This is a genomic window from uncultured Kordia sp., from assembly GCF_947496985.1.
Lineage (GTDB): Bacteria > Bacteroidota > Bacteroidia > Flavobacteriales > Flavobacteriaceae > Kordia.
Map to the genome: position 1 here is coordinate 160,349 of NZ_CANMEZ010000008.1, position 14,979 is coordinate 175,327.

Consider the following 14,979-nt stretch of genomic DNA (forward strand, 5'->3'; position numbering starts at 1 on the left):
AAATCTTATTTACCACTATTTTTTTTAATCACTTCGTGCGCTAAGCTTAAATAATTGCTCGCTCCTTTACTTCCTGCATCATAGTTAATGATACTTTCTCCATAACTTGGTGCTTCACTCAGTCGTACATTTCGCTGAATAATGGTTGAGAAAACCATATCGTTGAAATGTTTTTGTACTTCTTCCACTACTTGGTTAGATAAACGTAAGCGTGAATCGTACATTGTTAATAGTAATCCTTCAATATCTAATGATGGATTGTGTATTTTTTGAACACTTTTTATTGTGTTTAATAATTTTCCTAATCCTTCTAATGCAAAATATTCACATTGTATTGGAATCATAACTGCATCCGCTGCTGTTAAAGCATTTAAAGTTAATAATCCTAACGATGGAGCGCAATCTATTAAAATATAATCATAATCATCTTTAATAGATTTTAGTGCTTTCTGCAACATATATTCACGTTGATCTTTATCAACCAATTCTATTTCAATTGCTACCAAGTCAATATGTGCAGGAATGATATGTAAGTTCGGAGAACTTGTTTCCATTACTACATCAGCAGCGCTTGCTGTATGTTCTAACAATTGATACGTACCTTTTTCAATAGCTTCTACATCAATTCCTAGCCCTGAAGTTGCATTTGCCTGCGGATCAGCATCAATGAGTAATACTTTCTTTTCAAGCACGCCTAAAGATGCCGCCAAGTTAACAGATGTGGTAGTTTTTCCTACGCCACCCTTTTGATTTGCGATAGCAATTATTTTGCCCATGGTTTGTTTGAGGATTTTAAGCGATAAAAATACAATTATTATTGAGTTAATGAAATGAAAATTATTAACAACTATGATAATCTTTCGTTAAAACTAAATTAAAAAGACATTAAGTATCAAAGCTTGTGTTGAATAGTGTAAAGTAAGTTGTACAAATAGACATAAAAACAAAAGATCCCGCTTTTCTGCAGGATTCTTTAAAATTAAGTTTTATAAAAAAACCGTTTAGAGTTATCCAAACGGTTTTCGATATTATATACTTCTACTTTTCAGGATTATGAATTCCTAAAATATAATCTCCTTTTAAGTATTTTTTAGCTACATTTTGAATGTCATCAACTGTAATTTCATTTACAGAATCTTCAAATTTCAAAACTCTATTTACATCTCTTTCCATGTAATCAGAGTTAGATAAATAACGTAACCAGAAACGATTTTTCTTCACTTCTTCTTTATTTTCTAACAGATTAGATTCTTTCACTTTGTTTAAATCTTTTTCTGTTGGCCCATTATCTACAATTGTTTTTAATTCTGCCAAAGCAGCATCTTTTAACTTATCTACATTTTCAGGTCCGCATGGGAATGTAATCCTAAAATTGTACCAACCATATGGGAATGAACGCATGCTACCATTAGCGCCAGCTCCGTAAACACCACCTTCTTGCTCACGTAACTTTTCAATAAGTTTGATGCTTAAAATTTCACCTAGTAATTGTAATGATCTTGCTTCTTTAGCATTATATTCTGTTTCTCCATTGAATATGATTTGTACAGAACTTTTAGGATCTTCCCCTTTTTCTATTATTTTCGTATGCTTTCCTGTTAAGGAACGGAATGAAGAGAACTTTGGCTTTTCATTTGAGTTTTTACCAGGCAAACTTGCTAAATACTTAGTTGCATACTCGGCTAATTTTTGCTCATCTACGTTACCAACAAAATAAAAATTGAAATCACCCGCATCTGCAAAACGTTCTTGGTATTTTTTGTATGCCAAATCGTAATCACTTGCGTCCATCATTTCAGCAGTTGGAAATCCTTGATATCTTGGATTTTTACCATTCATGAATTCTCCCATTTTAAATTGAAAGTAAAATTGAGGACTTTTCATAATGTTTGTCATGAACCCTTTTTGCTTAGTAATGAAAGAATTATATGCTTTTTCATCCTTATTTAACTTTGTAAAATACAAATGTGTCATTTGGAATAACTCTTCTAAGTCTTTTGGTGTTGCACTTCCGTTAAATCCTTCTCTGTACGCTCCAATATAAGGTGAAACACGTGCAATTTTTCCAGACATCATTTTTCGCAAATCAACTTTTGAGAATCCATTTACTCCAGCTTCTGCCAATCCTCCATTTGCAACTCCAATTGCTTTAAATTCTTCATCTGTATATAATGAACTTCCTCCTAAACTAAATGCTGAAAATAATACCTCATCGTTTTTAAAATCAGTTTTCTTATATACAACTTTTGCTCCATTGCTTAATGTTAATGTCGTTACACCAACTTTTTCGTTTACAGTTTTATTTACAATAGTTCCTACAGGTGGCAAATTTGAAATTAAAGAATTTTCAACTTCTTTATCTTCATAAGGCTTTATTTCCTTTGACTTTACTCCATTAAGAATTTCTAATACTTGCGCCTCCGTAATTTTTGGAGTGTCTTCTTTTTCAGGTCCTGTCAATACAATTACTCTATTCGTATCGCGTAAATAACTATTGATCAAATTATTGATTTCTTCTAGTTTAATCTTTGGCAATTCTTCTTGATAGTAATTATATGACCATTCTATTCCTGGAATCGGACTTCCTGATAAAAAGTTACGTATATATTGTCCGGCAAACCTGTTTGATTCTAACTTCGTTCTATCTTTGAATGCTTTTTCTAGTCGTGCAATAATACTTTTTTTAGCTCTTTCAAATTCTCCTTTACCAAAACCGTATTTACGAACACGTTCGTTTTCTTCCAGTAACGCTGATAAAGCAGTTAATTGTCCATCCGCAGCAGACATTGCCGTTGATTGGTATGCTTGCTTAGTACGTGCCCAAGTTCCTCCATGATAACTAGATCCAAAAACGAAAGGTGGATTTTCTGATTCAGTCAATTCACCCAAACGATTATTTATCATCTGTGAAAACAAGCCTTTAATTACTTGGTTTCTGTACTGATCCGTAGTTTTCATCTCCTGTGGAGCTCCTAAATCTTTAAACATTACTTGCACTTGCGTGAAAGATGCTTCTTTGTCAGTTTCAATAGCAACGAATGTTTCATCATGGTTTTTCACATCATGTGTTACTCTTGGTTTTGAATTTACAGCTGCTGGAATTTTACCAAAATGCGATTTTATTTTTTCTTCTAACACGGCAACATCAACATCTCCAACAGCGATAACTGCCATTAAATCTGGACGATACCAATCCTTGTAAAATCTGCGTAAGCTTTCGTATTTAAATGTTTCTAAGTTTTCTTTTGTTCCAATAGGTAAGCGTTTCGCATATTTTGAACCATACATAATTTTAGGTAAGTACTTTTGTAACATACGCTCATTTGCACCTTTTCCTAAACGATATTCTTCTAATACAACTCCTCTTTCATTATCAATTTCTTCATCCGTTAACAATGCATTGTGTGCCCAATCTTCTATGATTTGAAATCCTTTTTCAAGTTTTTCTGGATCGTCACTTGGAATTGGTAAAATATAAACTGTTTCGTCAAAACTTGTATATGCATTTAAGTGCGCTCCAAATTTCACCCCAATACTTTGAAGATAATCTACAAGTTCATTCTTTTTAAAATTTTTTGTTCCGTTAAAATTCATATGCTCCATAAAATGCGCCAATCCTAGTTGGTCTTCATCTTCTAAAATAGAACCTGCATTTACAACTAAACGCAATTCAACTTTATTCGCTGGTTTACCATTATTTCTAATGTAATATGTTAATCCATTTGATAGTTTTCCAATTTTCACATTAGGATCAACAGGAATTTCTTTTCCATCTATGGAAGTGGTTATTAAATCTTCTTGAACACTTTGTTTTGATTGCGCAGTTGCCTGGTAAGAACTGCTTAAACTCATCGCAAAAATGAGCCCGAAGAGAAGAATGTATTTTTTCATGATTATGGTTTTGATTATTTCATACGTTTAAAAATTACACATAATGTTACATACATAATTTAACATTATTAAATATTTAACATTAAATTGTGAGTTTAAGACTATTAATTCAATTCTTCTTAGCTAGTTTACAGTAGTAATAGCGTATTAAATTATGTTGCTCGTTAAAAATTCACAAATTTTGAACATTACTAGTAAAAAAGATTATTTTTGAGCGAATTTTTAATCATAGTATTCTAAAACATTCTATGACTATCATTACTAGAGTAGCGCTTTTATGAAAAAAATATGCATCTTATTTTTCTTTGTTCAACTAGCATTTGGACAAACACCAACATCAACAAATGGAGAAACTGTCATCAAAATTGTATATGGTGGGGATTTAAAGGTGGATGAAAATAAATATCCAGGTGCTAAAATCTTTTCAAAAACTAAAACAGGACAAGTTCGATTTGAACATGAAGGAATGGATCTTTGGTGCGATAGAGCTGTGTTATTTCAGAATAGAAACTGGGTAAAAGCATATGGAAATGTATTCATCCAACAAGGTGATTCCGTAGAAATGACTAGTGAATATATTGAATATGATGGGAATACTAAATTAGCGGTTTCCAAACGAAATGTACGTTTGCAAAATACAGATATGGAACTTAAAACTGATACATTGTATTTTGACCGTAACTTACAAGAAGCGTATTTTACAACCAAAGGAGTTGTAAAAGATAGTGCCACAACGTTGACGAGTATTGAAGGACGTTACTTTATGCAAAAAAACAAGTATCAGTTTTTAAAAGATGTAGAAATTACGAATCCTGAATACACAGTAAACTCCACACAATTAGACTATTACACAGACTCCAAACATGCATACATGTATGGACCTTCCACTATTAAAGGAAAAGAATATACCATATTTTGTAAGCGTGGATTTTACAATACGATCACTGAAAAAGGATATTTTGTCAAAGAATCTCGGATTGATTATGACAATAGAATTATCAACGGAGATAGTTTATACTTTGAAAAAAGCACCGAATTTGCTTCTGCAACGAACAATATAAAAATAACGGACACCATCAATAATATGATTTTGAAAGGTCATTATGGTGAAGTCTACAAAGCAAAAGATTCTGCTTTTATTACCAAGCGAGCGGTTGCCATTAGTTTGGTTGAAACTGATTCAATGTATATTCACGGAGATCGTCTATTAGTAACTGGTCCGGCAGAGAATAGAGTTATTCGTGCATACAGAAATGTAAAGTTTTTCAAAACAGACATGAGCGGAAAATGTGATTCTTTGTTTGCGGATAACAAATCAGGAATTACAAAAATGATACGCAAACCGATTATGTGGAATGGTGATAGTCAAATGACTGGCGACACTATTTTCTTGATTTCGGATGTAAAAACTGAAAAATTAGATTCTTTAAAAGTAATTAACAATGCTTTTATTGTACAAAAAGATACACTTGGCGACGGATACAATCAGGTAAAAGGAAAAAATTTGTACGGAAAGTTTGAAGACAATAAGCTATACGAAGTTGATGTTATCAAAAACACTGAAGTTGTGTACTTTATGTATAATGATAAGAATGAATTTATTGGAATTAATAAAACCATTTGTAGCGCTATTAATTTGACATTAAATAACAATCAAATTGAAGATATTACATTTTTCACACGACCTGATGGTGTGATTTACCCTGATAAGGATTTACCAAAAAATGCACGGAAACTCCGTGGTTTTATTTGGCGTGGCGATGAACGCATGTATTCCAAAGATGATATTTTTGATGAAGATGATAACAATATTGTACTACCCGTAATTCGTGGTATCAATAACGCTATGGATCCATTAGAAGAAGAAAAAAATTCTAACGAGAAAAAAGAAAAAACTGTTACAAAGTTAAAAGCGACTCCTCCAAAAAAGAAAAAAGCTTACAATAAAAAGAAACTAATTGCACAACCTGCTTCAAAAGATAAAAAGAAGTTGGAAAAACAATAAGTTAGATTCAAAATGAAATTGAGTTTAAAAACAACTTTTGAATATTTAATCTTTCAATTATCAACATCAACCTGTAACATATTTTGATTTTATATGTCTAAATAATAAATACATTTAACATATGAACGATCAAGTTATAATTCCAAAACCAGTAAAAAGAAAATGACACTTCTCGTAATAGGAAGTTTAATTTTTATAATTGCAGGTTTCTATATCTATTCAACAGAAAGCAATCTAAAATTCATAGGAATCATTGGGATTTTGTTTTTTGGTCTTACAGGAGTAACAGGTATTCGGAGACTCATAAAACCAAAAGCAGCTTTAATTATAAATTCAAAAGGAATCACGGATAATTCTACAGTTACAAGTGTCGGTTTTATCCCTTGGAAAGATGTCATAGGTTTTCAACCAGTCAAAGTAACTTCAAATAATTTTTTAGTTGTACAGGTAAAAAATCCAACTACATATATTGATAACAGCAAAAACATGCTCACTAAACAAAGTTTGAAATACAATTATAGTAGTTTCAACTCTCCTATTGCAATTGGAGAAGTAACACTTCCTTTAAAATTAACTGAAGTTGAAAAAATATTATTAAACGCTTTAAAGAAATACAATTTGTAAGTCTTACTGTAATTCTCTGAAAAAACACCATAAAAAAAGAAAACCTGAGAAAAATTTCCCAGGTTTTTAATAATTACTACTGTTCAATAAATTACCACCAAGTACAAATAAGGATATGAGGTAAGTTTATATCACATTTAGAATTTAAATTAGAGCAAACAAAAGAAGCTAGTGTTCCTCCTTTATTTAAATCTTTCTCAAAGTTAGAAATTGCTTTTTTGTTTAATTTTAATGCTTTTAAATTTCTTTTTTTCATAATAATATGTTTTTAATGTTAATATCTCTAATTTAATACACAGAAGCTCTTGAAAAAAGAAAAGCAAGTCCATATTTATGAATTGTAAGCATAAAAAATAAAGAAAAATTTTACAATTTAAACACTTTAGAGAAATTACTTAGTCATTTTGAAAGTCTAGTAACCAAACGAAAATCAAAACCTTTATATTCGTTTTTTGCTATGTGAAGTAATTTCAAATTTAACTTTGTGAACAAAAAGAAATTAGAAAAACAATAATTCAAAAAAACTACTAATCATTTACTTCTTCAATCATATAATTTTTCAACTACATCAATATAACTTCGTATCTTTGCAAACAGTTTTTTGAAGGAGATTTTACATGAAAGAAGATTTTTTCACATACCAAGCACAAACAACACCGCATCCGTTAGCCATGGAAGTGTCTCATGCTGATGGAAGCTATATTTATGACACCAACAACAAAGCCTATTTAGATTTTGTTGCAGGTGTTTCTGCATGTAGTTTAGGACACAAACATCCAAGAGTTGTAAAAGCGATCAAAGATCAATTAGATAAATATTTGCATGTAATGGTGTATGGAGAATATGTGCAAAAAACTGCCGTAGAATTCACAAAACTATTAGCTACTCAATTACCTGATCCGTTAGAAAAAACGTATCTAACCAACTCAGGAACGGAAGCTATTGAAGGTGCTATGAAACTAGCCAAACGCGTGACGGGTCGTTCCGAATTAATTGCTGCAAAACATGCTTATCATGGTAATACACAAGGCGCTATGAGCATTATGGGGTTTGAAGAACGCAAACAAGCATTTAGACCTTTATTGCCAGATGTAAATTTCATTGAATTCAATAATGAAGGCGATTTAGGAAAAATTACTAGCAAAACAGCTGGTGTTATTTTAGAAACGATTCAAGGTGGCGCAGGATTTATTGAACCTAAAAATAAATATTTAAAAAAAGTAAAAGAACGTTGTGAAGCCGTTGGTGCTTTACTCATATTAGATGAAATCCAACCTGGATTTGGAAGAACTGGAAAGCTATTCGGATTTCAAAACTATGATGTCATTCCTGATATTGTAGTGATGGGAAAAGGAATGGGTGGCGGAATGCCCGTTGGTGCCTTTACAGCTTCTGCTAAATTGATGGATTCTTTACAAGATCAACCAAAACTAGGACACATTACAACCTTTGGTGGTCATCCTGTAATTGCTGCCGCAAGTTTGGCTACTTTACAAGAAATCACGGAAAGTGATCTAATGACACAAACTTTAGAAAAAGAAAAACTATTCAGAAGCTTATTACAACACAAATACATCGAAGAAATTAGAGGAAAAGGGTTAATGCTTTCGCTAATTGTAAAAAATTCTGACATCGCAAATCAAATTATTTTAGGTTGTCAAGAAGAAGGATTGATTCTATTTTGGCTACTTTTTGAACCAAAAGCAGTAAGAATTACGCCTCCTTTAACCATCTCTGAAGAAGAAATAAAGCTAGGTTGCGCTATAATTTTGAAAGTTTTACAACGTATTAAAGACTAAATAACTCACGTATTCGTTATGAATACAAACACCATCAACCTCACTAACCAAACAACCAGCTAAAAATCAAATAGTTGTCATTTTCACAACACTGATTATTGTTGATTAATTTGTTGAAAACAAAAAAAAAATTGTTTCAAAACAACAGAATGTTCAACTACATTTAATGTAATAGAAAACTAAAAACGCGTATTGCCTATGCTATTTAGCTCTAATGAAGATCAAAATTTTGCTTTATCGAGATTTGAATCAATGTTGAAAACTAATAATGTTTTCTTTTTTGATTCTGCTGAATTTGAAGAAATCATTCATCACTACCTTGATACTGGAAAAATAGGTTTAGCAAAAAAAGCCATCAAAATAGGATTAGAACAACATCCGAGTTCTGTGAATTTAAAACTCATGGAAATCGAATTGATGGTGTTTGAAAATAAGTTAGATGAAGCTGAGAAATTGCTAGACGCACTATATGTATTAGAGACGTCAAACGCGGAAGTGTACATTCAGAAAGCAAATATTCTATCCAAAAGAGATCAACATTACAAAGCCATTGAATTGCTGAAAATGTCATTACAATACAGTAATGACAAAGCTGACGTGAATTCGTTAATCGGAATGGAATATCTATTTATAGACGATTTCAAAGAAGCTAAAAAGTACTTCATGAAGTGCATTGAGCTTGATATTGATGATTATTCTTCTTTATACAATATCATTTATTGTTTTGAATTTCTAGAAGATATTGACGGCGCTATTAGCTATTTGAACGAATACATTGACAAAAATCCATATTCTGAAGTCGCTTGGCATCAATTAGGAAAGCAATATTTTATTAAAAAAATGTTTCCAGAAGCATTAGCTGCTTTTGATTTTGCCATCATTGCAGATGATCGTTTTATTGGTGCATATCTTGAAAAAGGGAAAGTACTAGAAAAACTTGGCGAATATGAAGAAGCAATTCATAACTATCAAATGACGCTTGAGTTGGACGATCCAACTTCATTTGCGTATTTGCGTATGGGAAAATGCTATGAAAAATTAGGTCAAAAAGACTTAGCCGTAAAATTTTACTACAAAACGGTTCATGAAGATCCGTTATTAGATAAAGGCTGGACAGCCATTACAGATTTTTACGTAAAGCAAGAAAACTTCCAGAAAGCTTTGTATTATGTAAACAAAGCCATCAATATAGATACGGAAAATGTTTCCTATTGGAAACGTTCTGCTGAAATTCACAGAGCATTACAACTCTATGAAGAAGCAGACATTGCCTATCAGAAAACGGTGGAACTTGGTAATTATGAACTCAGTACTTGGGTTGCTTGGGCAGATATTTTAAAACTTCTAGGAGAATATGAAAACACAACGCACGTATTATTACAAGCGTTAGAATTCTATCCTGATAATGCAAAAATAGAATACAGATTGGCTGGAATTTATTTTACACTTTGCGAACAAAACAAAGGAACATTTCATTTAAAAAACGCATTGCGAAACGATTTCAAGAAGCACTTAATGTTTCAACAACTATTTCCAAATGTATTTATGAGAGTTTCTGTGAAAAATATTATTTCACAATTTAAAAAATCGTCCACATAAAATTCCATACTTTTGCGTGTACATTTTTCTATAGCATAATTTTTCATGTTGCTATAGATTAAAATGAAATGAACTCATAATACACAGCAACACATGAATAGAAGTCTATTCGATTACGTATTAATCACGTTAAAAGGACTCGCAATGGGCGCAGCCGATGTAGTTCCAGGCGTTTCTGGCGGAACAATTGCCTTTATTTCTGGAATATATGAAGAACTCATTACATCTATCAATAATGTAAATTTAGATTTACTAAAAACGTTAAGAAAAGAAGGTATAAAAGCCGCTTGGAAACAACTAAACGGAAATTTCTTATTTGCCCTATTAATAGGAATTGGGATCAGTATTCTATCCTTAGCAAAAGTCATCAAATCGTTACTAAATAATGAACCTGTATTATTATGGGCATTTTTCTTCGGATTGGTAATTGCTAGTATTCTATTCATCGGAAAACAAATAAAAACATGGAATTGGAAAACGATTCTTGGTTTTACACTTGGCGCGATCATAGCCTACTACATCACAACCTTACCAAGTGGCGAGCAAAGCATCAACTCGTCATGGTTTATATTTATTGCAGGCGCATTGGCAATTTGCGCTATGATTCTTCCTGGAATCTCAGGAGCATTCATTTTAGTACTTTTAGGCGCATATGAACCCGTTTTGGGCGCTATAAACAATAAAGACATCAAAACGATTGCCATATTTGCTGTCGGAGCTGTTGTTGGATTGTTATCATTTTCAAAAATATTAAAATGGTTATTTAGCAATTACAACAACTTAACCTTAGCCGTTTTATCCGGGTTTATCTTAGGATCATTAAATAAAATTTGGCCTTGGAAAATCATTACAGGAACACGTGTAGATTCGCATGGAGAAACTGTGAATGTGTATGGAAAAAGTATTCTGCCAAATACATTTGAAACAACAAATAACTTAGACTCTCAACTTCTTTTTGCAATTGTGTTGATGGTTGTCGGATTTCTAACTATTTTTATAATGGAAAAATTCGCTACAAAAAAGCAGTCTAACTAATGCTCAATCGCTAAAAATATATGCAAAGCACTCGAACGCTCAAAGATAAAATCTTCCTTATCATAAAAGGATTAGCAATGGGCGCGGCAAACAAAGTTCCAGGAGTTTCTGGTGGTGTTGTAGCATTTGTAGCAGGCTTTTACGAAGAGTTTATCTATTCGTTACAAAGAATCAATGGAAAAGCGTTCAAATTACTTTTTAACGGACGTTTTAGAAGTTTTTATCAATACATTAACGGAAAGTTTTTAGGCTTACTTATTCTTGGAATGCTAATCAGTTATTTTAGTGTTTCTAAAATTCTCGATTACTTCATTCAATATTACGAACTTTATGTTTGGTCAGCTTTTTTTGGAATGATTCTCGGTTCGATATATTACATTGCAAAAGATTTTAAACACTGGAATCGTTCTACAATCCTAAGTTTAATTATCGGAACTGTGGTTGGAATTGCCATTAGTTTGATGAATCCTGCCAAAGAAAACGATCATTTAGCTTTTGTTTTTATTTGTGGAATCATTAGCGTTTCTGGTATGACATTACCCGGACTTTCAGGTTCGTTTATCTTGATTCTTCTCGGAAACTACGTATTACTCTTAGTAGATTCTGTAAATGCTCTATATGATACAATCGCAGATATGCTACAAGGCAACTTTTCGTTTACCAGTAATACAGAACGTATTCGCGACTTAAAAATTCTTGCCGTATTTACAGCAGGTTCCACTGTCGGATTAGTTACACTTTCACATTTACTAAATTATGTTTTAAAACACTATAAAAATATTACAACAGCAATTATTATCGGATTTATTTCTGGTTCACTTGGCGTAGTATGGCCATGGAAAGAAACCATTTATAAAACGGATGAAGCAGGTATATTTTTGCTCGATTCAAATAATAAACAAATCATTCAAAATTATAAACGTATGATCCCAGACTTTTCTTCTGGAGACACTTGGATAGGCGTTTTCTTTATTCTCATTGGAATTTCAATAGTATTAGCTTTAGATTGGTATGGAAAAAGAACTCGAAACATATAATGCACTTTTCGGATTGCTCGGAAAACATATTGCGTATTCGTTTTCCAGAGGTTATTTTAAAAATAAATTCAAAACCTTACAACTTTCTGATTATCACTACACAAATTTTGATATTCCAAAAATTGAAGACTTTTCAAAAATCATCAAGCAATATCCTAATCTCAAAGGAATGAACGTTACTATTCCCTACAAAGAGGACGTGATTCCTTTTCTTGACGATTTACACAAAAAAGCAGAAAAAATTGGTGCCGTTAATACGATTAAAATTAAAAAAGACGGAAGTCTAAAAGGATACAATACAGATTGTTATGGTTTTAAAAAATCAATCAAACCGTATCTTAAAAGACATCATAAAAAAGCATTAATTCTTGGAACTGGAGGCGCTTCCAAAGCCATTGCTTTTGTTTTTGAAGAATTGAATATTGATTATAAATTTGTTTCTAGAAAACCTAAAAACGAACAAACGATTTCATATCAAGACTTAAGCGAGAAATTAATGAAATCGCATCCAATTATTGTGAATTGCACACCACTGGGTACATTTCCAAAAATTGAAGAATGCCCAGATGTTCCATATAAATATGTTTCCAAAGACTTTTTATTGTTCGATTTAATTTACAATCCGTCAGAAACTACCTTTTTAAAACTTGGTCGATTGCAAGGAGCGCAAATTGCAAATGGTTACAGAATGTTAGAATTTCAAGCAGAAAAAGCTTGGAAAATCTGGAATTCTTAAAAAAACCTGCATTTTTTCCCGTTTTTAACGCAGTTTCTCATCTGTAAAACTTTGTCGTTTTGTTTCTTGTTAGTATATTCGGACTTTAAAGCTTGAAAAAGAAAGAACGAACCCAAACATTTTTTATGATGTTAGAAGACAAAAATGAGAACCTGCCAGACGCAGAAGGAAATTTAGAATCACAACCAACTCCAGAAAACACTGAAGAAACAACCGTTACTCCGGAAGCTGAAGTTGAGAATGTTACTGAAAGTGAAGTAGCAACTGAAACTCAAAATACAGAAGAAGTTGAAACGGAAGCTGAGGAAGTCATAGCACAAGAAGCTACAGAACCTTCAGAAATTACTGAGGAAACTGAAGAAGTTGTTGCTGAAACGCAAGATGCTGTTGAAGAATCTGAACAAACGATAGAAGAACATCAGGAAGCTGTAAATGAAGTGCATGAAAATGTTGCGGAAGATGCGGAAGATGAAAGTGCTAGTGAACGTCATGTAATTCCAGTACTTGATTACCATTCTATGACAATGGATGATCTTGTAATTGAGTTAGAAAAATTGGTTCAGAACGAAAAAGTTCAAGCTATAAAAGAACACGTCGATGGTATTAAAACGGAATTCAATTTAAAATTCAACGAAGTTTTAGAACAACGTAAAGAAGAGTTTTTAGCTGAAGGCGGAAATATAATTGACTTCCATTTTAACCTTCCAGTTAAAGGAAAATTCAATGTTGCATACAATGCATATCGTACAAAACGTTCCGATTACTATAAGAGTTTAGAAAAAGATTTAAATGCCAACTTAGAAAAGCGTTTATCTTTAATTGAAGAACTCAAAGGTTTGTTAAATGTTGAAGAAAATATCAACACAACCTACAAACATTTCAAGCAAATTCAAGAAGAATGGCGTAACGCTGGTTCTATTCCAAAAACACAATACAATAATGTTTGGCGTACATATCACCACCATGTAGAACGTTTTTATGACTTTTTACATTTGAATAGAGATTTACGTGATTTAGACTTCAAACACAATTATGCTGAAAAGCAAAAGATTGTAGCTCGTGCGGAAGAATTATCGCAAGAAGAAGATATCATTCATGCATTTAGAGAGTTACAAAACTTACACCGAATCTGGAAAGAAGATATTGGACCTGTTGCAAAAGAATTACGTGAAGATATATGGAATCAATTTAGTGCAGCTACGAAGTTGATTCATGATAGACGTCAAGAATATTTCAAAAATATAGATAAGATTTACGAACAAAATTTAGTTGTAAAGGAAGAAATCATTGAGAAGATCAAAGAGATTTCTGGCGGAACTTACAATGTTCATAATCAATGGCAAAATAAAATTAAAGAGATTGAGAAATTGCGTGAAGCGTTTTTCAATGCTGGAAAAGTGCCATTAAAAGTGAATGAAGGTACTTGGGCAAAATTCAAGCAAGCAGTTCGTGAATTTAATGCAAATAAAAATGCATTCTACAAATCATTAAAGAAAGAGCAGCAAGAAAATTTAGCTAAGAAATTAGCTCTAATTGAATTGGCTGAATCTTTAAAAGATAATGACGATTGGTCAGCTACAACTCCACAAATGAAGAAAGTACAAGCCGATTGGAAAAAGATTGGCCATGTACCAAAGAAAATTTCTGATAAAGTTTGGAAGCAATTCAAAAATGCTTGTAATCATTATTTTGATAAATTACATGCTCAGAAAAACAAAGCAAACGAAGGTGAATTAGAAGCTTTAGAGAAAAAGCAAACCTTCTTGGACGCTATGGAAGCGTTTGAATTATCTGGTGACACAAAACAAGATATTGAAACAATTAAGGAAAAAATTGCTGAATGGAAAACAATTGGTAGAGTTCCTTATAATAAGAAAAATATTGACAATAAGTTCAACAAGGTTATTGACGGATTGTTCAAGAAATTGAACATTGATAAGCAAGAATCTGAGTTGATCAAATACAGTAATCGTTTAGATAATTTAGATGCTGACAAAATTAACTCTGAACGTATTTTCATTCGCAGAAAGATTGATGATATTTCTGGAGAAATTCGTCAGTTGGAAAACAACTTACAATTTTTCTCTAATTCATCATCTAACAGTCCAATGTTGAAAAAAGTACATCAAGATATTGAAAAACACAAAAGAGCATTAGATACTTGGAAAGCAAAATTACAACAGTTAAGATCGTTGTAAATGTAGTATTTCGCATTTCGACTCCGCTCAATGCATAAAATATAAATTAAAAAAG

General features: G+C 32.0%; 11 protein-coding genes. 8 read left to right on the forward strand and 3 right to left on the reverse strand.

Features of this window, described 5'->3' with window-relative positions; genetic code table 11:
- Window positions 1-5 precede the first annotated feature (5 nt).
- Window positions 6-776 carry an AAA family ATPase gene (locus Q0828_RS18740; protein WP_298424841.1) on the reverse strand — a complete coding sequence of 257 codons (771 nt, stop codon included), beginning with the start codon at window positions 774-776 and terminating at the stop codon, window positions 6-8.
- Between the two features lie 262 nt (window positions 777-1,038).
- Complete coding sequence (locus Q0828_RS18745; RefSeq protein WP_298424844.1) at window positions 1,039-3,891, reverse strand: pitrilysin family protein; 2,853 nt, start codon at window positions 3,889-3,891, stop codon at window positions 1,039-1,041.
- Between the two features lie 277 nt (window positions 3,892-4,168).
- On the opposite strand from Q0828_RS18745, the gene Q0828_RS18750 reads away from it, so the two are divergent.
- Window positions 4,169-5,896 (forward strand): OstA-like protein, encoded by a 1,728-nt coding sequence (locus Q0828_RS18750; RefSeq protein WP_298424847.1) that lies wholly within the window; start codon window positions 4,169-4,171, stop codon window positions 5,894-5,896.
- Window positions 5,897-6,058: 162 nt separating this feature from the next.
- Window positions 6,059-6,520, forward strand: coding sequence for an STM3941 family protein (locus tag Q0828_RS18755; protein WP_298424850.1), 462 nt, complete (start codon window positions 6,059-6,061; stop codon window positions 6,518-6,520).
- A gap of 91 nt (window positions 6,521-6,611) precedes the next feature.
- Here the strand turns inward: Q0828_RS18755 and Q0828_RS18760 are convergent, their stop codons facing one another.
- Window positions 6,612-6,776 carry a hypothetical protein gene (locus Q0828_RS18760; protein WP_298424853.1) on the reverse strand — a complete coding sequence of 55 codons (165 nt, stop codon included), beginning with the start codon at window positions 6,774-6,776 and terminating at the stop codon, window positions 6,612-6,614.
- Between the two features lie 361 nt (window positions 6,777-7,137).
- On the opposite strand from Q0828_RS18760, the gene Q0828_RS18765 reads away from it, so the two are divergent.
- The 6 genes from Q0828_RS18765 (at window position 7,138) to Q0828_RS18790 (ending at window position 14,924) form a co-directional block, all read left to right on the forward strand.
- Window positions 7,138-8,319, forward strand: coding sequence for an aspartate aminotransferase family protein (locus tag Q0828_RS18765; RefSeq protein WP_298424856.1), 1,182 nt, complete (start codon window positions 7,138-7,140; stop codon window positions 8,317-8,319).
- 198 nt (window positions 8,320-8,517) lie between these two features.
- The gene (locus Q0828_RS18770) at window positions 8,518-9,918 is read left to right on the forward strand and encodes a tetratricopeptide repeat protein (RefSeq protein WP_298424859.1); all 1,401 of its coding nucleotides are present in this window, start codon (window positions 8,518-8,520) and stop codon (window positions 9,916-9,918) included.
- Window positions 9,919-10,011: 93 nt separating this feature from the next.
- The gene (locus tag Q0828_RS18775) at window positions 10,012-10,953 is read left to right on the forward strand and encodes a DUF368 domain-containing protein (protein ID WP_298424862.1); all 942 of its coding nucleotides are present in this window, start codon (window positions 10,012-10,014) and stop codon (window positions 10,951-10,953) included.
- A 20-nt stretch (window positions 10,954-10,973) separates the two neighbouring features.
- A complete protein-coding gene (locus Q0828_RS18780; RefSeq protein ID WP_298424866.1) occupies window positions 10,974-11,990 on the forward strand; it encodes a DUF368 domain-containing protein in 1,017 nt (338 codons plus the stop codon).
- Window positions 11,965-12,726: a shikimate dehydrogenase gene (locus tag Q0828_RS18785; protein ID WP_298424869.1), complete on the forward strand. Its 762-nt coding sequence runs from the start codon at window positions 11,965-11,967 to the stop codon at window positions 12,724-12,726. Before Q0828_RS18780 ends, Q0828_RS18785 begins: the two co-directional genes overlap by 26 nt.
- Window positions 12,727-12,851: 125 nt before the next feature.
- The gene (locus Q0828_RS18790) at window positions 12,852-14,924 is read left to right on the forward strand and encodes a DUF349 domain-containing protein (protein ID WP_298424871.1); all 2,073 of its coding nucleotides are present in this window, start codon (window positions 12,852-12,854) and stop codon (window positions 14,922-14,924) included.
- Window positions 14,925-14,979: the final 55 nt, after the last annotated feature.